The following is a 26,061-nucleotide window of genomic DNA, read 5'->3' on the forward strand; positions in this document are numbered from 1 at the left end:
GCCCACTGCGCGCCTTTGACGGAACCCTTACGGCGACACGATCGCCGCAGGTGGCAGGCGCGCCGGGATCAGAACAAGCGGAACCGCAATCGACAGATCACCGCGCCGGTCTCCTTGCGGACGGCGTGCGCGACGACCGCGCCCCGCTGGTTCTGCAGCAGCCGCTGCCACAGCCGCTCCGGCTCGGTCTCCGGGATCAGCACGGTGACCCGGGTGGCGGGCTCGGCGGCCATGACGTCTCGGACGTAGGCGGCGATGGGGCGCCCCAGACTGCGCCGCTCGCAGGTCAGCCGGATCAGCGGCACGCCCGGGTCCCAGTCGGCCCAGGAGCGCTCCAGGGAGTGCAGAGCGACCCGGTCCTCGGGGTCGGGGTAGCAGACGGTGACGGCCCGGACCTCGTCGCCCAGGGACGCGGCGGCGGTCAGCGCCTCCGAGGTGAGCCTGGAGAGGGTGGAGACGGGGACGATCACGACCGAGCGGTCGCGGTGCGGGTGCTCGGGGATACGGCCGAGGCCGAGACGCTCGCCGATGCGGGTGTAGGCGCGGTGCACGGTCTCGAAGGCCATGACGAGCACCGGCAGGGCGATCACGATCAGCCAGGCGCCCTCCCCGAACTTGCTCGCGGTGACGACGACGGCCGAGACGCCGGTCAGCAGTCCGCCGAAGCCGTTGAGCAGCGCCTTGCCGCGCCACCCCGGCCCGCGTTCGATACGCCAGTGCCGGACCATGCCGACCTGCGCGATGGTGAAGCCGACGAAGACGCCGATGGCGAAGAGCGGCACGAGGGTGTTGGTGTCGCCGCCCGAGAAGACGATCAGCGCGGCGGAGACCGCGGTCAGCGCCAGCACGCCGTGGCGGTGCACCTGCCGGTCGGCCTTCAGGGCGAACACGTGCGGCAGGTAGTTGTCGCGGGCGAGCAGCTTCAGCAGCACGGGCAGGCCGCCGAAGGAGGTGTTCGCGGAGAGGGCCAGCAGGATCATCGTCGCGAACTGGATGACGTAGAACGCCCAGTTGTGGCCGAGCGAGGCGTCCGCGAGCTGGGCGAGGACGGTGACGCCCTCGACGGGCTGGAGATGGAAGCGGGAGATCAGCACCGAGAGGCCGATCAGCATCACGCCGAGCACGGCGCCGAGCGCGACCTCCGCGCGCTGGGCACGCTTGGCGCGCGGGACGCGGAAGGAGGGGACGGCGTTGGCGATGGCCTCGACGCCGGTCAGGGCGGAACACCCGGAGGCGAAGGCCTTCAGCAGGAGCAGGGCACCGACGGTGGTGGCGTTGTCGGAGAGGACCGAGGCATGCCCGGCGGCGGTCGCGGTACTGACCGGCTCGGACCGGAACAGACCCACGGCTATCAGCACGAAGATCGAGCCGACGAACACGACCGTCGGAACGATGAACGCCTTCGCCGACTCCACGATGCCCCGCAGGTTGACGGCCGTGACCAGCGCGAGCACGGCCAGGCACAGCCACAGCCGGTCGTCGTAGAGCGCCGGGAAGGCGGAGGTCAGGGCGGCCACGCCGGCGGTGACGGCGACGGCGACGTTGAGGACGTAGTCCAGGACGAGCGAGGCCGCCGCGACCAGGCTGGTGCGCTTGCCCAGGTGTGTCCTGGCCACGGCGTAGGAGCCGCCGCCGTCCGGGAAGGCCGCGATGACCTGCCGGTACGAGGCGACCAGCACCGCCAGCAGCGCGGCGATGGCGAGGGTGACCGGGAGCGTGAAGCCGAGGCCGTGGGCGCCGGCCGCGGCCAGCACGAGGACGATCGCCTCGGGCCCGTAGGCCACGGACGCCATGGCGTCGAGGGACAGGGCGGCCAGGCCCGTGACGGCGGTGAGCCGGTGCCGTTCGCCGGTATCCGGCGGTTCCTCGTCGGCGGGGGTCGCGCCCGGCGCGGTGGTCAGGACGGACATGGGATGCGTGCTCCTTCGTACGGACGAGCCGTCACGCGCGAGGGGCGCACGTGACTGACCAAGGTTCTGTCCGCATCAGGTCGTTCCCGAGCGCTCCTTGCGCCTTCTTCGCGCTGAACCGGCCGTCCTTGACGCCACCTTGACGGGGTGTGCGACACGCACAACGGGTCCGGACCGCTGCGGCGGCGTCAAGAACCGCCCGGCGCTCGTCAGGGTCGCATCAAGGTGCGTCGCTCCGGCTCACGCGATCCCTAGCGTCGGTCGTATGGAACACCGCAACGAGGCGCGCGACGACGACCCGATCGGGCAACCGGCCGCCGGTCCCCCGGAAGAGGCGGCGTACGACCGCCGTTGGGCACGCGATCTGTTCGACTCGGTCCGCTGCGCCGCCGTGCTCCTGGGGCTGCTGTTCCTGATCGACCGGGGCGCGGGCTCCCTCACCGACGGGCGGGCCGCGCTGTGGCTCACGCTGGCGGTCCTGCTCTTCTTGGTGCTCTGCCCGGCACGGGTCTCGGCCGGCGAGGGCTGGCTGGCCTCCCGCCGACTGCTGCGTACCCGGCGCGTGCGCACCGACCTTCTGGTGTCGGTGCGCCGCCTGGACGGTGTCGCCCAGCGGCTGGTGCTCCGGGACGTCTTCGGCCACCGCGTCGAGATCGACCCCGAGGTCCTCGTCGGCAACCCGGACCTGTGGCACCGCCTGTCCGAGGACGCCCACACGTCGCTGAGCCGCGGAACCATGACCTGCGGGGCGACCGTGCTACGGCGCGTGGCGGAGCGGATCGACCGCGAGAACGCGGCGACGGTGTTCAAGGTCTCCGGGCTGCGGTAGCCGACGGCCCGCAGCCATCGGATCACCATGTGCCGCGAACACCGGCCAATTTCCCTGCGGAGATTCAGAGTTGACGTCAGGTCAACGCATCGAGACGGCCTGCCCGCCCGGGTCGGCCGATCGTGCCCTCACACGACCCCGCCGGCCCGGCCCCGCCCCCGCTCGGCGAGCACGGCCTGCTCCGCCAGCGGCAGCGACACCACCATCGTCAAACCGCCCCCCGGCGTGTCCTCCGGCGTGATCGTGCCGCTCATCGCCTCGGTGAGTCCCCTGGCCAGGGCGAGCCCCAGCCCGAGCCCGGTGTTGTTGTCGGTGTCGCCGAGGCGCTGGAAGGGCTCGAAGAGGCGCTCCCGGCCCGTCGGCGGGAGCCCGGGCCCACGGTCGACGACCCGGAGTTCGGCCCGGCCCGCCAGGGCGCTCGCGGTCACCAGGACCCTTGCGCCGGCGGGGCTGTGCCGGGCCGCGTTGGCGGCCAGGTTGGCGATCACCCGTTCCAGGAGCGGCGGGTCGACCAGTACCGCGGGGATCTCCTCGACGTCCCCGACCTCGACGCCGGGTATGTCGACCAGCGCGGCCGGCAGCACCTCCTCCAGGGCGGTGGGCCGCAGGTTCAGCTTCAGCACGCCCGCCTCCAGACGGCTGAGGTCGAGCAGGTTCTCCACCAGGCGGTTCAGCTTGGCCATGGACTCGTCGGCGGTGGCGAGGAGTTCGTCGCGGTCCTCGGCGGAGAATTCGACGTCCCGGCTGCGCAGGGACGTTACGGCGGCCCAGCCCGCGGCGAGCGGAGTGCGCAGATCGTGGCCGACGGCGCGCAGCAGCGCCGTACGCATCCGGTCGGCGGCCTTCACCGGCTCGACCTCGGCGGCGGCCTCGGCGAGCCGGGCCCGCTCCACCGCGGACCCCACGTGCGCGGCGCACGCGGCCAGCACGCGTCGCTCGGACGAGGACAGGTCGCGGCCGTGCAGCGCCAGGTAGGCGCCGGGGCCCGCCGGTACGGCGGTGACGCCCGCGGTGTCGGGCGGCTCGTCGACCAGTTCCGCCGACTCCATGCCGAAGGTCTCCCGGGTGCGTTCCAGCAGCGCTGGGATCGTCTGGCCGCCGCGCACGATGCTGCCCGCGAGGGAGGACATGGTCTCCGCCTCGGCAGTGGCACGGGCGGCTCTTCTGGACAGGCGCAGGGAGCGGTCGACGACGGCCGCCACCGTGGCGGCCACCAGCGCGAAGACCGCGAGTGCCAGCAGGGCGTTGGGGTCGTCGAGCGTGAAGGCGCCTATGGGCGGGATGAACCAGTAGTTGAGCAGGAGGGACGCGGTGACCGAGGCGATCACCGCCGACGTCACGCCGCCTATGCAGGCCACGCCCACCACCGTGAGCAGGAACAGCAGGGCCTCGCTGGTCAGGTTCAGGGTGCCGCGCAGCTGCGCGAGGACGAGGGTGATCAGCACCGGCAGCACGAGTCCGGCCACCGGTCCCGCGATCATTCGGGACGTCGAGAGCGTACGGCGGCGGGACGGCAGCAGGGTGCCGCCGCCGGCCCGCTCGTGGGTGACCCGGTGGACGTCGATGTCGCCCGAGAGCGCGACGACGGACTCCCCCGTCCCCAGCCCCGTCACGAACCGTTCCAGACGTCCGCGCCGGCTCGCGCCGAGGACGAGCTGGGTGGCGTTCTCGGCGCGGGCGAACTCCACGAGCGTGGTCGCGACGTCGTCGCCGACGACTTGGTGATAGCTGCCGCCGAGGCCCTCCACGAGCCGGCGCTGACGGGCGAGCGAGGCGTGCGAGGCGCCGGCGGCGAGGCCGTCGCTGCGGGTCACGTGCACGGCGAGCAGGTCCCCGCCGGCCGACCGGGCGGCGATACGGGCCGCCCGGCGGATGATCGTGTCGCCCTCCGGACCGCCGGTCAGCGCGACCACGACCCGCTCCCGGGTCTCCCACACCCCACCGATCGCGTGCTCGGCCCGGTAGCTGTTGAGGGCCGCGTCGACCCGGTCGGCCACCCACAGCAGCGCCAGCTGCCGCAGCGCGGTGAGGTTCCCGGGCCGGAAGTAGTTGGCGAGGGCCGCGTCGACCTTCTCCGGCGCGTGGATGTTGCCGTGCGCCATGCGGCGGCGCAGCCCCTCGGGCGGGATGTCGACGAGCTCGACCTGCTGGGCGCGGCGTACGACCTCGTCGGGCACGGTCTCGTGCTGCGGCACCCCGGTGATCTTCTCGACCACGTCCTTGAGGGACTCCAGGTGCTGGACGTTGACGGCCGTGATGACATCGATGCCCGCGGAGAGCAGTTCCTCGATGTCCTGCCAGCGCTTGGCGTTGCGTCCGCCGCCGGGGACGTTGCCGTGGGCGAACTCGTCGACGATCGCGACCTGCGGCCGGCGGTCGAGCACCGCGGCGAGGTCCATCTCCTCGAACTGCCCGCCCCGGTAGTGGCACTGGGCACGCGGCACGGCCTCGAGGCCGTCGAGCATCGCCTCGGTCCGGGGGCGTGCGTGGCACTCGGCGAACGCCACCACCACATCGGCCCCGCGGCCCGCCCGGCGCCGCCCCTCATCGAGCATGCGGTACGTCTTGCCCACCCCTGGGGCCGCCCCGAGGTAGACCTTCAGCCGTCCGCGCGGTGCATCGTTCATCAGGTCTCAGGGAACCGCTCCCGGAGCCCCTGGGCGCGAATCTTGACGCATCCCTGGCGCCCCCGACGTGGACGTTGACACTGTCTTGACAAGGCAGGGACCGATGCGCCGGGACCTGATAGCCGTGGAGACGTCGGAACTCCAGCGCCTCTACGACGACCACCTCATCAGCGACACGACCCGCCGTCGCCTGCAGCACTCGCCGGACCTGGAGGACGCCCGGCTGGCGGACGTCTGATCTCGGGGCCGCTTCAGCGGAACTCGGCGAGCCTCGGCCGCAGTCCGAGGACGGTGAGCAGCAGCGCGGCCGACAGCAGACCGCACGCCCACCGCAGCAGTCCCCCCAACGTCGACCGGCCGTCGCGCACCGAGGCCGCGAAGTGCTCCCGGTTGATGTCCGTCACCTCGTCCAGGGCGGCCATCCACTCACCGAAGTGACCGCCCGACATCCCCGGCTCCCAGCTGATGCCGAACTCCACGGCCGCGCCCTCCCGGCCCCGGGCCAGTAGGTCGCGGATCGTCCGGTCGTCGCGCCGGTAGACGGCGTACGCCTCGACCGTCCGCTCGGCCGCGGCCCGTTCCCCGGCGAAGGTGATGTTGTCGAGCTCGCGCCGGAACTCGCCGGTGAAGCGCAGGTCGGCGTTGTCGGACTCGTACGCCTGCCAGGTGGTGGCGAGGTCGGTGTCGTACGAGGAGATGGTCGCGCCCTCGATGCCGTACAGCTCCTGCGACTTGGCCAGGAACGCCCGCTCGTACCGGTCGCGGCGCTCGGGGGCGAGGAGGTACCGGCTCTCGTCGGCGTTGGCGTCGTGGGCGATCGCCCGTGCGCGGGAGAGCGCCACGATGGAGTCGAAGGCGTCGCGCCGGGCGCCGCGCAGGTGCTCGGACGACGCGGAGAGCAGCTGGCCGCCGAGGATCACGGCGAGCAGGGCGCAGGCGGTCGCGGCCAGGACCCCGGGGTTGAGGATCCGGCGGAAGCGGCGGGCCAGGTACCACTGGAGGACGCCGAGCACCGCGAGCAGCAGCAGGCCGAGCGCGACGACGGCGGCGAGCTGCGCGGTCAGGATGGCGCGGGCCAAGGTGTAGTGCGCCTCGAAGGTGTCGTTGTTGGAGGACACCAACGTCCTCGCCGCCGGCAGCAGTCGGCGCTGGAGCAGATCGGTCGCGCCGCGGTGGTCGGCGAGGGCGTCCGCCTTGCCACCCTTGCGCCCGTCGTTCTCCAGGGCACGGCCGACGAGTTCCTGGTACTCGGCGAAGCCGTCGGTCAGGGACTCCACCGTCTTCTCGTCGGCCTGGTCGCCCTGGGCGGCGACGGCGAGCGTGCGCAGTGCGTGCGCGATGTCGCGTCGCGCGTCGTCGTACAGACCGACAGCCTTCTCGTACGGCGTCCCCAGGCGCCCTTCGCCCGCGTTCCCGCTGGACAGCAGCATGTTGGCGGCCTGGGCGTCCATGTCGTTCAGGGCGAGGCCGAGGCCGGCGGCGCTGCTGGTGCGGGGAGCGTCGCAGTCGGCGACCGTGTCCCAGGTGCCGAGGGCGCCCAGTCCGGCGACGAGGAGGAGGGCCGTCAGGGCGGTGGCGAGCAGGGCCGTGGCCGTGCGCAGGAGGCGCAGTCGCGCGGGCACGGTGGCCCGCTGTCGACGGCGCAGAGCGGCCCGCACGGCCACGGTCCGAGCCCGGAGGGGCTGCCCCGGGCCGTGCGGTGTGTTCCCCCACGGAGCCGCGGACCAGGGCTGCCCCCCCGGGGGGGGCGACCCCCTCTCGCCGTGGCTGCTCGGCAGCCTCCGTCCGAGGTCTGCCGGTGGTGACCGTCAAAGCCCCTCCCACATCACGCCACGGACGGTCGCCCGTCCCCCGTGCCGCTCAGTCTGCGACCGGATCCGGCCATGAACGGCCGTCGTTGACGACCCCCTGACGTGCCGTCAATCGGCTTTGACGGGCCCCATACGCGACACGCGGCCGGGCCGTATGGAAGCCGCAAATTCCTTGCTGAGCAGGATCGTCCGGGCACGGAGCGCGACTAGATTCGCTGTCGGCCGCCGAGAAGGCCACTGGCGCCAGTGGCCTCACGGGACCGGACCGCCGTCCGGCCCGGCCGAGGCGGCGGGGTGCGTGCGAGGGGCACGCACCGGCGCACGGCGTACCGCCTTCCCACCGCCGACGTCCGTGCGCCACCCGTGCGGGGCCGGGGCCCCGGCCCCGCACGGTCCTCCGCCTCCCCAGTCCTGTCCCCAGTCCTGTCGTCTGTCCTGTCGTCTGTCCTGTCGTCGCCGAGACCCGAAGGTCCCCATGTTTCCCGCCGCTCCCGAGCAGGCCCCGCCGAACCGCCCCCAGCGCACCTCGCAGCCCGGCGCAGGACCCGGAGGAAGACCGAGCTCCCGGCGGCGGGCCCCGAGCGGACTCTTCGAACCCGCCCAGCTCGTCCGGTCTTTCCCTGACGCGCTGCGCAAGCTGCACCCCAGGTCCCTGGTGCGCAACCCCGTGCTGTTCGTGGTGTCCGTCGGCGCGGGCCTGACCACCCTGTCGGCCCTGATCCACCCGGCCGTCTTCACCTGGGTCATCAGCGCCTGGCTGTGGCTGACGGTGATCTTCGCCAACCTGGCGGAGGCCGTCGCCGAGGGCCGCGGCAAGGCCCAGGCGGAGTCGCTGCGCAAGGCCCGTACGGACACGGTGGCGCTGCGCCTGCTGGACTGGCGCTGGGGTACGAACGCGCGCACCGCCCGCACCGAGGCCGTCGCCGCCACCGACCTCAAGCCGCTGGACGTCGTGCTGGTCGAGGCGGGCGAGATGATCCCGGCGGACGGCGACGTCATCGACGGTGTGGCGGCGGTCGACGAGTCCGCGGTCACCGGCGAATCCGCGCCCGTCATCCGGGAGTCGGGCGGCGACCGAAGCGGGGTCACGGGCGGCACGACGGTCCTGTCCGACCGGATCGTCGTCCGCGTCAGCGCTCGCCCCGGCCACAGCTTCCTGGACCGGATGATCGCCCTGGTCGAAGGCGCGAACCGGCAGAAGACGCCGAACGAGATAGCCCTGAACATCCTGTTGGCGTCGCTGACGATCATCTTCCTCCTGATCGTGATCACACTGCAGCCGATGGCCGCCTACGCGGGCGCCGCCCAGTCGACGACCGTCCTGGTGGCGCTGCTGGTCACACTCATCCCGACCACGATCGGCGCCCTGCTCTCCGCGATCGGCATCGCGGGCATGGACCGCCTGGTGCAGCGCAACGTCCTGGCCATGTCCGGCCGGGCGGTGGAGGCGGCCGGCGACGTGGGCACTCTGCTGCTCGACAAGACCGGCACCATCACCCTCGGCAACCGCGAGGCCGCCGCCTTCGTCCCGCTGCCGGGCATGCACGAGCGGCAACTCGCGGAAGCCGCCCAGCTGTCGTCGCTGGCGGACGGGACCCCCGAGGGCCGCTCCGTCGTAGTACTGGCCAAGCAGCGCTACGGCCTGCGCGAACCCGCCGAGGGCGAGCTGGCGAACACCCGCTGGGTGCCCTTCAGCGCGCAGACCCGGATGAGCGGCGTCGACCTGCGGTGGGACAACGGCGCCGTGTGCGCGATCCGCAAGGGCGCCGCCCAGCAGGTCATCGAGTGGGTGCAGATGTACGGCGGCACGGTCCCGTCCGAGGCACGGCGCTACGCCGACTCGGTCGCGGCCGCGGGCGGCACCCCGCTGCTGGTGGCCGTGCATGACTGGAACGGCCCCCGGGTGCTCGGCCTGATCCACCTCAAGGACGTGGTCAAGGAAGGCATCCGCGAGCGCTTCGCGGAGCTGCGGCGCATGGGCATCCGCACGGTGATGATCACTGGCGACAACCCGCTCACCGCCCGCGCCATCGCCCAGGAGGCGGGCGTGGACGACTACTTGGCCGAGGCGACACCCGAAGACAAGCTCGCGCTCATCCAGCGGGAGCAGGCCGGCGGGAAGTTGGTCGCGATGACCGGTGACGGGACGAACGACGCGCCCGCGCTCGCCCAGGCGGACGTCGGCGTGGCCATGAACACCGGCACGTCGGCCGCCAAGGAGGCCGGCAACATGATCGACCTCGACTCCAATCCGACCAAACTCATCGACATCGTCGAGATCGGCAAGCAACTCCTCATCACCCGGGGCGCGTTGACGACGTTCTCGATCACGAACGACGTCGCCAAGTACTTCGCGATCATCCCCGCGATGTTCGCCGGCGCCTACCCGGGCCTGGACGCGCTCAACATCATGGGCCTGCACAGCCCGACTTCGGCGATCGCCTCGGCGATCATCTTCAACGCCCTGATCATCGTGGTGCTGATCCCGCTCGCCCTGCGCGGTGTGCGGTACACGCCGTCGTCGGCGCACGATCTGCTGCGCCGCAACCTGCTCCTGTACGGCCTCGGCGGCCTGGTGCTGCCCTTCCTTGGCATCAAGCTCATCGACCTGCTGATCTCCGGGGTGCCCGGCCTTGGCTGAGCCCCGGCCGGCGCCCTGGCCCGCCGGCCGTCAAGGACACGTATGCGCACGTCAGAGGCCCGTCAGGGAACAGTTCCCGAGCTTGTCCGGGGCGTGCGGAACGGCTTCCATGGACACCGTGAACAGCGCCTGGCTCCTTTTCGACCGGCCGCCGAGTCCCGCTCGGCCGCTCCGTCGTGCGCCGCGCTGCCCGGAAACGCTGCTGTCGTCCCGCTGACGCGTTTTCCGTGACCCGAGGGGCGCCGTGAATTTGTCCGGCGCCCCTCGCGCTTCCCTTCATCCCGCACGTGCACCGCCCCCTCGCCGGGGGTCGCGTGGCGTGCCGTATCCAAGGATTGGATCATGTCCGACTCCACCTTTTCCTCCCGTACCGTCCTTGTCACCGGCGCGACTTCAGGCATCGGCTACGAGACCGCCCGCCGGCTGGCGGAGCGCGGTGCCACCGTGCTGCTGCACGGCCGTACCGCCGAGGACGCGCTCGCCGCTGCCGACAGCCTCATCGCCACAGCCGGTGTCAACGCCGACCAACTGTGCACCTTCGCCGCCGACTTCACCCGCCTCGACGAGGTCGAGACGCTCGCCCACAAGGTCGTCGCCGAGCATCCGCACCTGGACGTCCTCGTCAACAACGCGGGCATGGCCGCGCCCGAGCGGCACACCGTCACCGCCGACGGGAACGAGATCGCCTTCCAGGTCAACTTCCTCGCCCACTACCTGCTGACGTGCCTGCTGGAGCCGGCCCTCACCAGCGACCCGGGCGGCCGCGTGGTCAACGTGTCGTCGTCGCTGCACCGCACGGCGTCCATCTCCTGGGCCGACCCCAACCGGGCCCGCCGCTACTCCCGGCTCGCCGCCTACGCCCAGTCCCAGCTGGCCCTGACGGTCTTCGCGGCCGACCCCCGCGTCACCGCCGTCTCCGTCCACCCCGGCGTCTGCGACACCGCGCTGCTGTCGCTGTACGCCCACGAGGGCGTCACCCCGGCCGAGGGCGGCGGTCATGTCGTCCGGCTGTGCGACCCGGCGGTCGAGATCGTCAACGGCGCCTACTACGACCGCGCCGAGCGCGTCGACCCGGCCCCCGCCGCCACCGAGGACCGCACGGTGAAGCGCCTCAACAAGCTCGCCGACCTCCTGGTCGGCCGTACCGCTTGAACTTCGTTCCACCGCAAGGGAGTTGAAACGCGTGTCGAAGCGCGCCCGCAAGAGGAAGGCCCGCCGCAAGAAGAAGGCCAACCACGGCAGCAAGGCCGGTCAGCGCTAGCCGAGTTCCGAGCCACCGGCCGGGATCCACCGGGGCGGGCGACGGGAGCAGCGATGTTCCCGCCGCCCGCCCTGTGCCACATCACTCGTCCCCTGTCACATCACTCGCCCCGTGCCACATCACCTGTCCGTGAGGCCGTCATGATCGAGCTCGCTCCCCAGCCCCTCCCCACCCTCACCCGCTGGTTCCCGGCCGGTACCCCGGCCCTGCCGCCATCGGCGAGCACGTCCTCGCCACCGGCGTCGGCTGCTGGTTGGCCGACCGTCCGGTTCAGCCTTGTGCCATCGCCGTGTCGCCGTGTCGTGCGCCGGATACGTCGTCCTGCGCGGCGCCCCGGACACGCTCACCGCGGACGTCCTCGCGCCACTGGCCGGAACCCGCATCGAGGCACCTGCCCGCGCTCGGCGCCGCCTTCGAGCGGCTCACACCCTGGGAGCGGATGATCTGGACCTTGCAGGCCGAACCCCAGTCGGCCCCGCTCCCCTTCGGTGTGACCGTGCGCCGCCTGGAGCCGGGCGACACCGACGCGCTGCACGACCTCGGCTCCGACGCCTCGTGGATCTCGGCCAGTTGGGGCGGGCCGCTGGGCCTCGCCTCCTCGGGCCACGGCTGGGCCGCCGTGAGCCGCAAGGGACGGATCCTGGCCGTGGCCTGCACCTACTTCCGGGGCAGCCGCTACGGGGACGTGGCGGTCTTCACCGTGCCGAACCACCGCCGCCACCGCCTCGGCCTGGCCTGCGTCACCGCGCTGTGCGCGGACATCACCGCGCGCGGCCGGGTCCCGAGCTGGAACTGCTCGGTCCTCAACCGCGCCAGTCATCTGCTCGCGTGGACCGCCGGTTTCCGCCTGGCGCGTGAGTACGTCCACTACGCGGGGGGGGAGTCCGGTCTCCCGGAAGCGGCTCAGCGCGTGAGCACGTCGGCACGCGTCGACCGATGCACGCCGATGACGCTGGGTGTCCACCCTCCCCAACGCGCCGCCCGTCCCCCATACAGCCGAACCCCTGACGAACCGGTACCAGAACCCACATCTTGATGCGCGACCACCGCCGCCATGGCCAGTCTTAACGGAAGCTTGACGCCTACGGCCCCTTGATCCGTGGGCCCGTACGTCACTCTCTGCTTACGCTGGTGCCGCCGTCCGCGTGATGGCCGGAATCGCATGCCGACCCGCACATCAGGAGCACGCCGATGGCCACGACCGAACACCCTCCTCCCAGTCGCTTGCGCGCCTGGATGCTGGAGGGCCTGTCCGACATGGGCAAGGGCCACGGCACCAAGAGTCCGCAGGCGGAGAAGGAGCCCGTGGACGAGGGCCAGCCCTGGTTCCGCGTCATGTGTCTCACCGGCGTCGACTACTTCTCGACCCTCGGCTACCAGCCGGGCATCGCCGCCCTCGCGGCCGGCCTGCTCTCCCCCGTGGCGACCATCGTGCTCGTGATCGTCACCCTCGCCGGCGCCCTGCCCGTCTACCGGCGGGTGGCCGAGGAGAGCCCACACGGACAGGGCTCGATCGCGATGCTCGAACGGCTGCTCACCTTCTGGAAGGGCAAGCTGTTCGTCCTGACCCTGCTGGGCTTCGCGGCCACGGACTTCCTGATCACCATCACCCTGTCGGCGGCCGACGCCTCGACCCACCTGGTCGAGAATCCGCACCTGGAAAGCGCGCTGCACGACAAGCAGTTGGTGATCACTCTGATACTCGTCGCGCTGCTCGGCGCGGTGTTCCTCAAGGGCTTCCTGGAGGCGATCGGCGTCGCGGTCGTCCTGGTGGGCATCTACCTCGCGCTCAACGTCGTCGTCGTGATCTCCGGCCTGTACCACGTCGCCACCGAGGGACACGTGGTCACCGACTGGACCACCGCCCTCACCGCGGAGCACGGCAACGTCTTCGTCATGATCGGCGTGGCGCTGATCGTCTTCCCGAAGCTCGCGCTCGGCCTCTCCGGCTTCGAGACCGGCGTCGCCGTGATGCCGCACGTCAAGGGCGACCCGGGCGAGACCGAGGAGAACCCCAAGGGGCGGATCCGGGACACCAAGAAGCTGCTTACCACCGCCGCAGTGATCATGAGCTGTTTCCTGATCACGACGAGCTTCATCACCACGCTGCTGATCCCCGAGAAGGAGTTCGAGCCCGGCGGCGACGCCAACGGCCGCGCGCTCGCCTTCCTCGCCCACGAGTACCTCGGCAACGCCTTCGGCACGGTCTACGACGTCTCGACGATCGCCATCCTGTGGTTCGCCGGCGCCTCCGCCATGGCCGGCCTGCTCAACCTGATGCCGCGCTACCTGCCCCGGTACGGCATGGCCCCGCACTGGGCGCGCGCGGTACGGCCGATGGTCATCGTCTTCACCCTGGTCGCGTTCCTGGTCACCTGGATCTTCGACGCCGACGTCGACGCGCAGGGCGGCGCGTACGCCACCGGCGTGCTGGTGCTCATCAGCTCGGCCGCCATCGCGGTGACCATCGCGGCCCGCAAGGCCGGTCAGCGCAAGTGGTTCATCGGCTTCGCGGTCATCTCGGCGGTGTTCCTGTACACGACCGTCGTGAACGTCATCGAGCGCCCCGACGGTGTGAAGATCGGCGCCTGCTTCATCGCCGGCATCATCCTCATCTCCCTGCTCTCGCGGCTGATGCGCGCCTTCGAGCTCCGCGTCACCAGCGTGACGCTCGACGACATGGCGGAACGTTTCGTCCGGGACATGGCGAGCCGCAAGATCCGCTTCATCGCCAACGAGCCCGACAGCCGGGACAAGGCCGAGTACCGCGACAAGATCGAGCAGATCCGCAACGACAACGACATGTCCGAGCAGGAGGACTTCGTCTTCGTCGAGGTGACGGTCACCGACCCGTCCGAGTTCGAGGCGGGCCTGATCGTGCGCGGACAGGTCATGCACAGCCGCTACCGCGTCCTCACCCTGGAGTCCTCCTCCATCCCCAACGCCCTGGCCGCACTGCTCCTGAACGTCCGGGACAGCACCGGCCGCATCCCGCACATCTACTTCGAGTGGACCGAGGGCACGCCCTTCGCCAACTTCCTGCGCTTCTTCCTCTTCGGCCAGGGCGAGGTCGCCCCGGTCACCCGTGAGGTGCTGCGCGAGGCGGAGCCGGACCGGGACCGCAGGCCGCGGGTGCACACGGGCTGAGCCGACGCCTTTGTCGGCCCCTGAGCCCGCCGCGCCCATCAGGATCGCGTCAACGATGAGCCGTAAGGCGTCAGAGCACCGTCAGCGCAGTTCGCTCGGGCGCCTGGGCGCCCTACCGTCTGCACTGTGGACGGCAGCAGACTGCACCCGGCCCCGACCGGTGACCGCCACTGGCGCAGCAGCGCCCGGTTCGCTGCGGGCTGCGCTCTGGCCTTCCTCGGCATGACCCTGCTGGTCGACTGGGACGGACACACCCTGACGCCGCCGCGCGCCCTGCTGTGGCTGGTCATGACCGCCGTACTCTTCACGATCCTGCTCCCCCAGCGCGTGACCGCGGGCCCGGGATGGCTCGCCGTGCATGGCCTCGTACGACGTCAGGCAGTACGGACGGACGCGCTGGTGACCGTACGTCAGTACGGCGACGTCTGCGCGCACCTGACCCTGTGCGACGCGGACGGCCGCCGTCTGGAACTGGACCCACGGATCCTCGTCAACAACCCGCTGCTGTGGCACGAACTGGACACCGGAGTACGCCGCTCACGCGCGAGCGGGACCCTCCTGGAGGGCATCGACGTACTGGAACGGCTCCGGCATCAAATCGACGACGCGCAGGCGAGGGCGGTGCTCAAGGCGTCCGGGATCTTCTGAAGACCGACCGCCGGGCCGGGCGTACCACGACCTGCCCGTACGTCATCCGCCCGGCGATCTCGACCCGCAGGGCGACGGGCGCACCCGCATCGCCCGATGGACGCGTCTTGACCTGGGCGAACTCGACCACCAGCAGGTCGGTGTCCACGACGACTCCCGGTCGCGTGACCAGCTTCAGGGTGCCGGCGTGCATGTTCAGGTCGATGCGCAGGGTCGCCTCGGCTATCACCGCCTGCGTGAAGTCGAGAGTCACATCGCCCCAGGACGACTCGATCTCCAGCCGGCGGGGCACCACCCAGCCCCCGCTCCGCACGGCCGAACCGGCCTGCTGCTCGATGCGGACGAGTTCCTTGGCCTCCGCACGGCCCGGCGCCGCCGGCAGGTCCGCCGTCAGCCCCGCCAACTCGCCCAGCGTGCGGGCGGAAAGGGCGGCGGTCACCCGCTCCTCCAGCTCCTCGATGGTCAGCCGACCGTCCCCCGCCGCCCCGTTCAGCACGTCCACAGCTCGGTCCCGATCCGCGTCCGAGGCCCGCAGCCCCGTACGCGAGAGATCAGCCGACATGTCGCTCACCCCGATCGCAGTCCACCAACCGAACTAACGCTATATCGCGTTACATCCAACGGCCAAGCCCCTGCCGACAGTTCCCGCTCCGCCCGCCACGACAAGACCGGACTGCGGTCACGGCGGCGACTACGGTAGGAGCCAAAAGGCGCATAAGAACACAAACAACATCGCGTGAGGCGTCCCCGATGAGCCTGAGCATCCGCAACCACCTCCCCGGCACGATCACGGCCATCACCCCGGGCGAGGTCATGGCCATGGTCGACGTCCACCTCACCGGCGGCCAGGACCTCACCGCGGCCATCGCCCCCTCGGCCGTCGAGGAACTCGGCCTGTCCGCGGGCACCACCGTGAACGCCCTGGTGACAGCGACGCACATCTCGCTGGCCACCGCCCCGACCGAGGCCCTGCCCCTGCGCAACCAGCTCCCCGGCACGATCACCGGCATCGCCACCGGCGGCGTGATGGCGTCGGTGAAGATCGCGGTCGACGGCGGCGCCCTGACCGCCGCCATCACCAGGGACGCCACCACCGAGCTCGCCCTGTCCCCCGGCGCCCCCGTGGTCGCGCTGGTCGAGGCGACGGAGGTGGCCCTGACGACGGTGTGACCCCGACACGCACAAGGGCTCCCCTTCGGCTGTGCGTGACCGAAGGGGAGCCCTTGTGCTACGTCCGTGCGTCGGTCCCGGGGGACGTCAGCCCTGTGCTGCTCAGTCCTCGTAGGCGTCCAGCGGCGGGCACGAGCAGACGAGGTTGCGGTCACCGAAGGCCTGGTCGATGCGGCGCACCGGCGGCCAGTACTTGTCGGCGGCCGACACCCCGGCCGGGAACACGGCCTCCTCACGGCTGTAGGCGTGCTCCCACGTGTCGCCGAGCGCACCGGCGGTGTGCGGGGCGTTGCCCAGCGGGTTGTCCTCGGCGGGCCACTGTCCCGACCCGACCTTCTCGATCTCCGCGCGGATGGCGATCATCGCCTCGCAGAACCGGTCGAGTTCGTTCAGATCCTCGGACTCGGTCGGCTCGATCATCAGCGTCCCGGCCACCGGGAACGACATCGTCGGCGCGTGGAAGCCGTAGTCGATGAGCCGCTTGGCGACGTCGTCGACGCTCACGCCGGTCGCCTTGGTCAGCGGCCGCAGATCGATGATGCACTCGTGCGCGACCAGCCCGCCCGGCCCGGTGTAGAGCACCGGGAAGTGCGGCTCCAGCCGCTTGGCGATGTAGTTGGCGGACAGCACGGCCACCTGCGTCGCCCGCTTCAGCCCCTCACCGCCCATGAGGCGGACGTACGCCCAGGAGATGGGCAGGATGCCCGCCGAACCCCACGGCGCGGCCGAGATCGGACCGACCCCCGTCTCCGGACCGGCGGCGGGCTGGAGCGGGTGGTTCGGCAGGTACGGCGCCAGGTGCGCGCGTACGCCGACCGGACCGACGCCCGGACCGCCACCGCCGTGCGGGATGCAGAAGGTCTTGTGCAGGTTCAGGTGCGAGACGTCACCGCCGAAGTGGCCCGGCTTGGCCAGCCCCACCAGCGCGTTGAGGTTCGCGCCGTCGACGTACACCTGCCCGCCCGCCTCGTGCACCTGCGCGCAGATGTCGGCGACGTGCTCCTCGAACACACCGTGCGTCGACGGGTACGTGATCATCAGCACCGCGAGCTCCTCGCGGTGCTGCTCGATCTTCGCCCGCAGGTCCGCGACGTCGATCTCGCCGTCCTCGGCGGTCTTCACGACGACGACCTTCATGCCGGCCATCACGGCGCTGGCGGCATTCGTGCCGTGCGCGGAGGACGGGATGAGGCAGACGGTCCGCTGCTCGTCGCCGTTCGCCCGGTGGTACCCGCGCACGGCGAGCAGTCCGGCCAGCTCACCCTGCGATCCCGCGTTGGGCTGGAGCGACACCTTGTCGTAGCCGGTGACCTCGGCGAGACGTTCCTCCAGCTCACGGATGAGCGTCAGATAGCCCTGCGCCTGCTCGGCGGGCGCGAAGGGGTGCAGCTGCCCGAACTCCGGCCAGGTGACCGGCTCCATCTCGGTGGTCGCGTTGAGCTTCATCGTGCAGGAGCCCAGCGGGATCATGCCGCGGTCTAGCGCGTAGTCACGGTCGGCCAGCCTGCGCAGGTAGCGCAGCATCGCCGTCTCGGAGCGGTTCTGGTGGAAGACGGGGTGCGTGAGGTAGTCGTCGGTGCGCAGCAGCCCGTCCGTGAGCGCCTCCTCGGCGCTCGCGTCCAGCGCCTCGATGTCGCCCTCGACCCCGAACGCCGTCCATACGGCGCCCAGTTGGGCCCGCAGGGTGGTCTCGTCGCAGGCGATGGAGACGTGGTCGGCGTCGACGAGGTACAGGTTGACGCCGTTCTGCCGGGCGGCGGCGACGACCTCGGCGGCCTTCGCGGGTACCCGCACGGTCAGCGTGTCGAAGTAGGAACCGTGCACGACCTCGACCCCGCCGGCGGTGAGCCCCGCGGCGAGGATCGTGGCGTAGCGGTGGGTCCGCCGGGCGATGGCCCGCAGCCCGTCGGGACCGTGGTAGACGGCGTACATCCCGGCCATCACGGCGAGCAGCACCTGAGCCGTACAGATGTTGCTGGTCGCCTTCTCGCGCCGGATGTGCTGCTCACGCGTCTGGAGGGCCAGCCGGTACGCCCTGTTCCCGTCGGCGTCCACGGACACACCCACGAGCCGCCCGGGCAGGCTGCGCGCGAACTTCTCGTGTACGGCCATGAAGCCGGCGTGCGGTCCGCCGAAGCCCATCGGCACACCGAACCGCTGCGTCGTCCCGACCGCGATGTCCGCCCCGAGCTCACCGGGCGACTTCAGCAGCGTGAGCGCGAGCAGGTCGGCGGCGACGGTGACGAGGGCACCGAGCTCGTGCGCCTGGTCGATGACCGGCTTGATGTCCCGTACGACACCGGAGGCGCCCGGGTACTGCAGGAGCACGCCGGTGATGTCACGCGAGGCGATCTCGGCCGGAATGCCGTCGCTGAGGTCGGCGACCACGATCTCCACGCCGGTCGGCTCGGCACGGGTCTCGATCACGGCGATGGTCTGCGGAAGCACATCCGCGTCGACCAGGAACAGTCCCTTCTTGTTCCTGCCCATGCGCCGCGACAGGGCCATGGCCTCGGCCGCGGCGGTCCCCTCGTCGAGCAGCGAGGCACCGGAGGTCGGAAGCCCGGTGAGCTCGGCGACCATGGTCTGGAAGTTGAGAAGCGCCTCGAGCCGTCCCTGCGAGATCTCGGGCTGGTACGGGGTGTAGGCGGTGTACCAGGCCGGATTCTCCATGACGTTGCGCAGGATGACCGGCGGCGTGAAGGTGCCGTAGTACCCGAGCCCGATCATCGAGTCCAGGACCTGGTTGCGGTCGGCGAGCGATCGCAGCTCGGCCAGCACCTCGGCCTCGGTACGCGCGCCGGGAAGCTCCAGGGAGTCGGCGTTCTTGATCACATCCGGCACGGCGGCGGCGGTGAGCTCATCGAGCGAGCCGTACCCGACCTGGGCGAGCATCTTCGCCCGAGCCTCATGATCAGGACCGATATGACGCTGCTCGAAGGGAATACCCTGCTCGAGCTCGGAGAGCGGAATGCGATGGGCGGTCATTACGGAGGCCTCCTGGTCTGACACGACCTTCGAGGGGCACCACGGCACGGGTACCCCGACGGCCTCCCCCTCTGTCATCTCAACCTGAGAGCTTCACCGGGCCGCCCGAGGGCCGCCGGCTTTCACCGTCGGTGAGAGCGGAGGCCATCGACACCCGCCCTGCTTTCCAGAGTGACCTCGTCCGTGCGGTACGTGTGCCTGAGAGATTCCGGGGAGGATTTGCTCCTTCGGCGCCTCCGGTGATGTCCGGAGGACTCTCCCGCACGGGGTCAGCAGCCGCTAGTAAGACTACCAGCGAGGTCAACGCACGGACCTTCGAGTGGCCGCTCTCACCAATCTGCCTTTTCGTAGTGCTTACGGATGAGTTGCGACCAAGTGGAGGGCCCGTGCAGACCGACATCGATCCGCGCAATCTGATCGGCCGCAAGGCCTTCGACCGCAACGGCACCAAAATCGGCACCATCGACGAGGTCTACCTCGACGACGCGACCGGGGTGCCGGAGTGGGCGGCGATACGCACCGGCCTGTTCTCCCGGGACGCCTTCGTCCCCCTGGAGCCCAGCGAGCTGGTGGAGGGCACCCTCCACATCCCCTTCGACCGCGCCCTGATCAAGGACGCCCCCGACTTCGGGGTAGGCCGCCACCTCTCCCCCGAGCAAGAACTCCAGCTCTACCACCACTACGGCCTGGACGTAGCCGCCCCACCCCCACCCCCCGACCGAGACTTCGGCACCCTGGCCCCCAAAGAAACCCCAGAAGAAAACGGCCCCAAAACCCCCCACCCCTAACCGCCCGACTCAACAGCACCACACCCCGCACAGGTACAAGGCCCTGCCCAACACCGCTAGCCAGGCTCACCCGATTTCGCGGAGCTACGAGGCGCCCGACTCTCGCAGCAACCCACCCGACTCACCCACACCTGGGCCCAGCCCTGGAACGCGCCGGCCTCCCGTGGCCTACGCCGGCAGGTCCGGCCCTGCTCGGTTCCCGCAGCCGCCACGCACCCGCTTCGCGAAGCTGCGCTGCCCGACCGCCGTACTTTCAGCCCGCTCGACTCTCGTACCCGAAGCCCACTCGAAGCCGTAGTTGGGACCTGCCTACCTCCCCAGGGGCGGCGCACCCGCTCTCACAGCAGCGGCCCGCTCGACTCAGCACCCGAGACCCACCCGCCTCCCCCACCCAGCTGCGGGCAGTCGTGCCGCTGGGGCGGCACGGGTGGGCGCAGCGGCACCCCGCCAGCGCGGGGCGAGCGTCCCCACCCCCACGGCACCCCCGACGCCGGCACAGCAGGCACCAACCGCGCAACCGCTCGGCTCACCACCTTGCCCCGCACGCCCCGCCCGACTCCCCCACCCTCCGCCCCCCAAGCCAAAACCGTCCCCACCAACCCCAGCCCCCTCAGACAGCGAGCCCAGGCCCCTCAGACACCACAGATCCCCCAAGCCCCCCTGACCCCCCGGGCTCCCCACTCTCCCCAGCCCTCTCCGCCACCAGCGGCAACGGCTCCACCGCCTCCAACCCCGGATCATCCACCCGAAACGTCCGCACTCGCCCCGGCTCCGACCCAGGCGTCTCGAACCGCACGGTCACCCGCCCAAGCCCACTCCCCTGCACCCACCCATGCCCATACTCGGCATGCCGCACATCGTGCCCGGCGTGCCACCGCCGCTCACTCGGCGCCTCATCCCCCCGCGCCACCGCAGCCGCCTCCTCCTCACCGTCCTCCACCGGCCCCTCCCCCCGCTCCCCCGCCGCCTGAGCGAACAGATCCTCCTGCGTGTAGTCGGCCAGCCCGGTGACCCCGACCCCCAGCAGCCGCACCCCACCCGTCGTATCCACGGAATCCAGCAACCGCGCAGCAGCCTCCCGGACCACAGCCGGATCATCCGTCGGCCCCCGCAACGTCTCGGACCGCGTCAAGGTCGAAAAGTCATACCGCCGCACCTTCAGCACGATGGTCCGCCCCGACAACCCGGCCCCCCGCAACCGCCGTACACACCGATCGGCCAGCCGCTGAACCTCCACCCCCACCCGAACCCGGTCATGAATGTCCACGTCATACGTGTCCTCGACGGACACCGACTTGGCCTCCCGCTCGGCCACGACGGGCCGCTCGTCATGCGCCAACGCCATCGCGTACAGCGCATGCCCATGCGCCTTCCCCAGCATCCGTACGAGCTCGTCCTCACCCGCCTCAGCGATCTCCTCGACCGTATGGATCCCGGCCCGCCGCAGATGGTCCCCGGTCGCCGGCCCCACCCCCGGCAACGTCCGCACCGACATCGGCCCCAGCAACGCCCGCTCGGTCCCCGGCTCGATCAGCACCAGCCCATCGGGCTTGGCCTGCTCCGAGGCGATCTTCGCGAGCATCTTGGACGCGGCCAGCCCCACCGACCCGGCGAGCCCGCTGGCGGCCCGTATGTCGGCGCGCAGCTTCGCGCCCACCAGCCGCGCCGACGCCTCGTCCCAGGCCGCTTCCCCGGCCTCCAGATCCACGAACGCCTCATCCAGGCTCAACGGCTCCACCAGCGGCGACAGCTCCCGCAGCAGCCTCATCACCAGCTCGCTGATGTCGCGGTAGATCCCGAAGCGCGGCACGAGATACGCGGCGTTGGGCGCCAGCCGACGCGCCTGGGCCATGGGCATCGCCGAGTGAACCCCGAAGACCCGGGCCTCGTAGGACGCCGTGGCGACGACTCCCCGCGGTCCGAGCCCACCCACGATCACGGCTTTCCCACGCAGGCTCGGCTTGGATGCCTGTTCCACCGAGGCGTAGAAGGCATCCATGTCGAGATGCAGGATCGTGGGCGCGTTTCTCACATCTCCGATGCTGCCTCACGCCACTGACAATGCCCCGCCACGACCACCTGTTTGCGGCCACCAGCCGCCCGGCCGCTCCCGCCCGACGACCACGAGGAGCTCCAGGCGGGGCGAAGCCTGCTCAGACCGCCCGGTTACGCCGCCGAGCCAGCTCGTCCGCCGGGTTGGGCCCGACGAGCGTCTCCCCGGTGTCGATCCGCTCCCCGTGCAGCTGCGACAACGCGCTCTCGACGTCCCGCCACACCACGCCCACGGCGATCCCGAAGATCCCCTGCCCACCCTGGAGCAGCGCGTGCACCTCGTCCGGCGAGCTGCACTCGTACACGGTGGCGCCGTCGCTCATCAGCGTCATGCGCTCAAGATCGCGAAAGCCCTGCTGCCGCAGGTGCTGTACGGCGGTACGGATGTTCTGGAGCGACACACCGGTGTCGAGGAACCGCTTGACGATCTTCAGGACGACGACGTCCCGGAAGCTGTACAACCGCTGCGTCCCGGACCCGTACGCGGGCCGCACGCTCGGCTCGACGAGCCCGGTGCGCGCCCAGTAGTCCAGTTGGCGGTAGGTGATGCCGGCGGCCGCACATGCCGTCGGACCTCGGTAGCCGATCTGCTCGGACTCCATGGACGCCGCCCCTCCGCCGCTGCTCGGCGCGACCGTCGGCCGCTGCAGAGCGTGATCGGCAGCACCGCCCTGAACAGCGCTGCTGTGAAGCGGGTACGGACCGCTCGCCCCGAGACTGCGTCCGGGGGCACCCCCAGCCGTACCGTCGCCGCTGCTTCTCACGCCGACCTCCGTCCTTGACCTGCCTTCTCGACGGTAGGCAGTCACCAGGGGTGCGTCAACGATCGCCACACTCGGCACGCCGAGTGATAATCACCCTAGGAGTGGTTTCCCGCACCCCACCGCGGGGAAAGGCTAGCCGAATGCGCTCGGAGCGGGCTTCGGGACGCTCTCGCTCGCCGCTGGCAAATGCCGGCATTTGAGCCGTAACCGGCTGTGGGCCGGTCCTCCACGGACCGCGAGTCCGCCAGGCACCGCCCACACCGCCTCACTGACTGCTGGTGCCGAAGTCCTCGGGCGAGATCTGGTCGAGGAACTCGCGGAACTTCTCCACCTCGTCCTCCTGCTCGTCCGGGATCGCAATGCCGGCGTCGTCGAGCACCCCGTCGCTGCCGTAGATGGGCGTTCCGGTGCGCAGGGCCAGCGCTATGGCATCGGACGGACGGGCGCTCACCTCGACGCCGCTGGCGAAGACCAGCTCCGCGTAGAAGACGCCCTCACGCAGGTCCGTGATGCGTACTTCGGTGAGCTCCTGGCCGACGGCCTCCAGCACGTCCTTGAACAGGTCGTGGGTCAGCGGTCGCGCGGGGGCCATGCCCTGCTGGGCGAAGGCGATCGCCGTCGCCTCCCCCGGCCCGATCCAGATGGGGAGGTAACGGTCGCCTCCCACTTCGCGCAGGAGCACGATCGGTTGGTTGGAGGGCATTTCGACCCGGACACCTACGACATCGAGCTCGTTCACACAGCAACCCTAGGCCGTGCTCGGGACGTTTGGGTAGTCGGGCCGGGAACGGGTGGCCGATCCGGCCTTTCCGTGCATGCCCCGCTCAGGGCAGCCGCACCCCGAGCGCCGTCTGCACCAGCGCGGCGTGCAGCTTCACCGTGAGCCCCGCGAGCTCCTTGGCGCGCGCCTCGGCGTGAGCCCTGGTCTGCGGGTTGCGGTGCCGCCTCAGCGGCGCCACGACCTGGTCCACGAGTCCGGCCTCACGGTCGGCGGCGGCCTTCATCACCCGAAGGTGCCTCGGCTCGATCCCGAACCGCCCCAGCTCGGCCACGAGCGCGGCCACGGTGACGGTCTCCGCGTCGTAGACCCCGTCCGACAGTGGAGCGATCAGGCCGTACGACTCCCACTCCGCGAGCTCCCGCTCGTCGAGCTCGGCCGCGGCCAGCAGCTCGGCCCGCCCGATCCGGGCCGCTGCGGGGGCCTCCACGGGCTCCAGGACCGTTTCTCCATCCCGCTGCCGACACACGGTCGGAAGCGGTGCCGCCTCGCCGCGCTCCATGGCGTCCAGATGCTCCCGGATCACCTTGAGCGGCAGATAGTGGTCCCGCTGCATCCGCAGGACGTGACCGAGCCGCTCAACGTCCTGCGCACTGAACTTGCGATACCCCGAGGGGGTTCGCTGTGGCTCCACGAGACCTTCCGACTCCAGGAAACGGATCTTGGAGATGGTGATGTCAGGGAATTCCTCGCGCAGCACCGTCAGCACCCTGCCGATGCTCATCAGCCGACCGTCCGTGGCGGCGGCGCCGTAGCCGGCACCGCCGCTCGGTGTTTTCAGCATGGACCTTCCCTGGGTCTCCCCGGACGGGCTCCGGGGGAGGGATCAGTAGCCCCGCTGGCTCGCGTAGAAGACCAGCCGGTACTTGCCGATCTGCACCTCGTCGCCGTTGTTCAGAGCGACCTGGTCGATCCGCTCACGGTTGACGTACGTGCCGTTGAGGCTGCCGACGTCGGCCACCGTGAACGAGCCGTCCTGAGCGCGACGGAACTCCACGTGACGGCGCGAGACCGTCACGTCGTCCAGGAAGATGTCGCTCTGCGGGTGGCGACCGGCCGTGGTCAGATCGCCGTCCAGGAGGAATCGGCTGCCCGAGTTCGGCCCGCGGCGCACCACCAGGAGCGCGGAGCCCAGCGGCAGCGCGTCGACGGCCGCCTGAGCCTCGGGCGACAGCGCCGGGATCGCAGTCTGACCGGTGGCCTCGGCGTCGTAGGCCTCAAGACCGGAGATGGAGATCGTGGACGTCGTCTCGGACGGACGCTCGGGCGTCGCACCCGCCCGCAGCGGGGCGCCGCAGTTGGAACAGAAGCGGCTGTTCTCCGCGTTGCGGTTACCGCACCTCGTACACACCAGGGCCGACATCGGGGAAAACCCTCCACCCGTACTTGAGGTTGACGGTTGCCCGAAACCTATGCCGCCGGACTGCCCAGGGTCAACTGACGGCGCGCCCTGACCTCCGGAAATGTCACCGCCCGGCCCAGGCACCTGGTCCCTGAACAGCGGGCGCTGGCCCTCATCGTCCCCCTGTGCGCGGTGCCGAGCGGTCGCGTTGTCGCTACCCTCTCGCGCGCTCTTGCCGAACAACTTCGCAAACAACTTCACGGGCGATTCCCCTTGACCGAAACAGACCCGCCCGTGGGGCAGGACGAACCCTGACTGCTCTTTCTGGCCGACTCGGACATACTCACAACGTCCGTCTGCACCAGACAGTTTCCACCACGCACCACCCATTCGGTGCGCCGACCCCCCGCAACCTCATGCCCTCCCCGGACGACCCCCATGCACCGCCGGTTCACTGGGAGGACGACCGAGCGTAGTCAGGGCGCTCCGCCGCTCGCAAGGCGTCCACGACGATCTTGTCCGACCGCTCGATGGTCACGGTGGCCTGCTCCTTCTCGAGGGTCTGCACCACGCCTCCAGGGATGTTGAGCGCTGGTTCGAGGTCCTGCGGCTTGCCGATGACCTTGAAACGATAGGGCGCGTTGATCTTGTTCCCGTCGACGCTCACGCTGTTGCCGGAATCGGTGAGGTAGGTGCCGGCGACGACGCGTACGCCGTTCACCTGGATCGCCTCCGCGCCGGCGGCGCGCAACTCCTGGATCGCGTCGAGCAGCATGTCCGCCTCGACCGTTCCCTTCGTGTCGTCGATGGTCATCGTGATGCCAGGCCCTTGAGCGGCCACGGTGCCCGCCAGAATGCCGAGTTGCCTCTCCTTCTCGACCGTCTGCTTGCGGGCCTCCTCGGCCTGGTTCGAACTGTTCTCCAGCTCGTCACGCTGCTTCTCGAGACCTTGCTTCTCGTCCTCTAGACGCTGAGTACGGTCGTCCAGTTCATCGAGGATGCGAACGAGATCTTCCTGACGTGCGCCACGCAGGGCACTGTCGCTGTCGCTGTTCGACGCGACCTGGACGGCCAGACCGAACCCGAGGCCGAACAGCAGCAGGGCGACGATGAGTTGGGCCCGGGTGACGCGAGGCGGCCACAGCCCCTGCGCGAGCCGCTGCCGACCGGTGAGCCCTGTTCGCTGGTCCTCGGGCGCGACCGCGCTCTCAGGGGCGTCCGAGGCCTCGCCCGCGCCCGCTGCCACCTCTTCGGGCAGCTCCTTGCGCAGTCGGTTGTCCGGGGTCTCTTCCTGGTTGCTCATCG

The 26,061-nt window shown here is 70.7% G+C and carries 21 protein-coding genes and 1 riboswitch; of the genes, 10 read left to right on the plus strand and 11 right to left on the minus strand.

The genetic code is table 11. From position 1 onward, the window contains the following. Window positions 1–68: 68 nt before the first annotated feature. The gene (locus OG254_RS08445; RefSeq protein WP_405579034.1) at window positions 69–1,910 is read right to left on the minus strand and encodes an APC family permease; all 1,842 of its coding nucleotides are present in this window, start codon (window positions 1,908–1,910) and stop codon (window positions 69–71) included. A 265-nt stretch (window positions 1,911–2,175) separates the two neighbouring features. On the opposite strand from OG254_RS08445, the gene OG254_RS08450 reads away from it, so the two are divergent. Continuing rightward, entirely contained in the window at window positions 2,176–2,739 is a 564-nt protein-coding gene (locus OG254_RS08450) for a hypothetical protein (RefSeq protein WP_405579036.1), read from the plus strand. A gap of 128 nt (window positions 2,740–2,867) precedes the next feature. On the opposite strand, the gene OG254_RS08455 is transcribed toward OG254_RS08450, so the two are convergent. Continuing rightward, window positions 2,868–5,366 (minus strand): ATP-binding protein, encoded by a 2,499-nt coding sequence (locus OG254_RS08455; RefSeq protein ID WP_405579039.1) that lies wholly within the window; start codon window positions 5,364–5,366, stop codon window positions 2,868–2,870. Window positions 5,367–5,469: 103 nt separating this feature from the next. On the opposite strand from OG254_RS08455, the gene OG254_RS08460 reads away from it, so the two are divergent. Continuing rightward, window positions 5,470–5,604, plus strand: a complete 135-nt coding sequence (locus OG254_RS08460) for a hypothetical protein (protein WP_405579041.1) — start codon at window positions 5,470–5,472, stop codon at window positions 5,602–5,604. Between the two features lie 13 nt (window positions 5,605–5,617). Here the strand turns inward: OG254_RS08460 and OG254_RS08465 are convergent, their stop codons facing one another. Beyond that, window positions 5,618–7,030 carry a hypothetical protein gene (locus tag OG254_RS08465; protein WP_405579043.1) on the minus strand — a complete coding sequence of 471 codons (1,413 nt, stop codon included), beginning with the start codon at window positions 7,028–7,030 and terminating at the stop codon, window positions 5,618–5,620. Between the two features lie 622 nt (window positions 7,031–7,652). On the opposite strand from OG254_RS08465, the gene kdpB reads away from it, so the two are divergent. The 6 genes from kdpB (at window position 7,653) to OG254_RS08495 (ending at window position 14,874) form a co-directional block, all read left to right on the plus strand. Next, window positions 7,653–9,818, plus strand: coding sequence for a potassium-transporting ATPase subunit KdpB (gene kdpB, locus OG254_RS08470; protein WP_405579046.1), 2,166 nt, complete (start codon window positions 7,653–7,655; stop codon window positions 9,816–9,818). A gap of 342 nt (window positions 9,819–10,160) precedes the next feature. Continuing rightward, on the plus strand, window positions 10,161–10,970 hold the full coding sequence (locus OG254_RS08475; RefSeq protein ID WP_405579048.1) for an SDR family NAD(P)-dependent oxidoreductase: 810 nt from the start codon (window positions 10,161–10,163) through the stop codon (window positions 10,968–10,970). A gap of 31 nt (window positions 10,971–11,001) precedes the next feature. Beyond that, entirely contained in the window at window positions 11,002–11,079 is a 78-nt protein-coding gene (locus tag OG254_RS08480; RefSeq protein WP_405594899.1) for a 50S ribosomal protein bL37, read from the plus strand. A 439-nt stretch (window positions 11,080–11,518) separates the two neighbouring features. Beyond that, complete coding sequence (locus tag OG254_RS08485) at window positions 11,519–12,115, plus strand: GNAT family N-acetyltransferase (RefSeq protein ID WP_405579051.1); 597 nt, start codon at window positions 11,519–11,521, stop codon at window positions 12,113–12,115. A 155-nt stretch (window positions 12,116–12,270) separates the two neighbouring features. Further along, complete coding sequence (locus OG254_RS08490; protein WP_405579054.1) at window positions 12,271–14,226, plus strand: APC family permease; 1,956 nt, start codon at window positions 12,271–12,273, stop codon at window positions 14,224–14,226. 126 nt (window positions 14,227–14,352) lie between these two features. Further along, window positions 14,353–14,874 (plus strand): hypothetical protein, encoded by a 522-nt coding sequence (locus OG254_RS08495; protein ID WP_405579056.1) that lies wholly within the window; start codon window positions 14,353–14,355, stop codon window positions 14,872–14,874. Here OG254_RS08495 and OG254_RS08500 read toward each other — a convergent pair. Beyond that, on the minus strand, window positions 14,852–15,436 hold the full coding sequence (locus tag OG254_RS08500; RefSeq protein ID WP_405579058.1) for a DUF1707 domain-containing protein: 585 nt from the start codon (window positions 15,434–15,436) through the stop codon (window positions 14,852–14,854). The genes OG254_RS08495 and OG254_RS08500 overlap by 23 nt on opposite strands. Window positions 15,437–15,624: 188 nt before the next feature. On the opposite strand from OG254_RS08500, the gene OG254_RS08505 reads away from it, so the two are divergent. Beyond that, window positions 15,625–16,044: a molybdopterin-binding protein gene (locus OG254_RS08505; protein ID WP_405579060.1), complete on the plus strand. Its 420-nt coding sequence runs from the start codon at window positions 15,625–15,627 to the stop codon at window positions 16,042–16,044. A gap of 102 nt (window positions 16,045–16,146) precedes the next feature. Here OG254_RS08505 and gcvP read toward each other — a convergent pair whose 3' ends face one another. Beyond that, entirely contained in the window at window positions 16,147–19,032 is a 2,886-nt protein-coding gene (gene gcvP / locus OG254_RS08510; RefSeq protein ID WP_405579063.1) for an aminomethyl-transferring glycine dehydrogenase, read from the minus strand. Between the two features lie 176 nt (window positions 19,033–19,208). Then, window positions 19,209–19,304: riboswitch (glycine riboswitch) on the minus strand. A 114-nt stretch (window positions 19,305–19,418) separates the two neighbouring features. On the opposite strand from gcvP, the gene OG254_RS08515 reads away from it, so the two are divergent. Then, the gene (locus OG254_RS08515; RefSeq protein WP_351201685.1) at window positions 19,419–19,820 is read left to right on the plus strand and encodes a PRC-barrel domain-containing protein; all 402 of its coding nucleotides are present in this window, start codon (window positions 19,419–19,421) and stop codon (window positions 19,818–19,820) included. 610 nt (window positions 19,821–20,430) lie between these two features. On the opposite strand, the gene OG254_RS08520 is transcribed toward OG254_RS08515, so the two are convergent. The 6 genes from OG254_RS08520 to OG254_RS08545 all read right to left on the minus strand — a co-directional run bounded on the left by OG254_RS08520 (window position 20,431) and on the right by OG254_RS08545 (window position 26,059). Then, window positions 20,431–21,852 (minus strand): DNA polymerase IV, encoded by a 1,422-nt coding sequence (locus tag OG254_RS08520; RefSeq protein ID WP_405579066.1) that lies wholly within the window; start codon window positions 21,850–21,852, stop codon window positions 20,431–20,433. Between the two features lie 121 nt (window positions 21,853–21,973). Continuing rightward, a complete protein-coding gene (locus OG254_RS08525; protein WP_351201681.1) occupies window positions 21,974–22,636 on the minus strand; it encodes a MerR family transcriptional regulator in 663 nt (220 codons plus the stop codon). 265 nt (window positions 22,637–22,901) lie between these two features. Continuing rightward, on the minus strand, window positions 22,902–23,375 hold the full coding sequence (locus tag OG254_RS08530; RefSeq protein WP_004002801.1) for a bifunctional nuclease family protein: 474 nt from the start codon (window positions 23,373–23,375) through the stop codon (window positions 22,902–22,904). A gap of 85 nt (window positions 23,376–23,460) precedes the next feature. Further along, on the minus strand, window positions 23,461–24,198 hold the full coding sequence (locus OG254_RS08535) for a MerR family transcriptional regulator (RefSeq protein WP_405579070.1): 738 nt from the start codon (window positions 24,196–24,198) through the stop codon (window positions 23,461–23,463). 42 nt (window positions 24,199–24,240) lie between these two features. Then, window positions 24,241–25,146: an FHA domain-containing protein gene (locus OG254_RS08540; protein ID WP_351201677.1), complete on the minus strand. Its 906-nt coding sequence runs from the start codon at window positions 25,144–25,146 to the stop codon at window positions 24,241–24,243. A 61-nt stretch (window positions 25,147–25,207) separates the two neighbouring features. Next, window positions 25,208–26,059, minus strand: coding sequence for a DUF881 domain-containing protein (locus OG254_RS08545; protein WP_405579073.1), 852 nt, complete (start codon window positions 26,057–26,059; stop codon window positions 25,208–25,210). Window positions 26,060–26,061: the final 2 nt, after the last annotated feature.

It is taken from the genome of Streptomyces sp. NBC_01092, assembly GCF_045039535.1.
Taxonomy (GTDB): Bacteria; Actinomycetota; Actinomycetes; order Streptomycetales; family Streptomycetaceae; genus Streptomyces.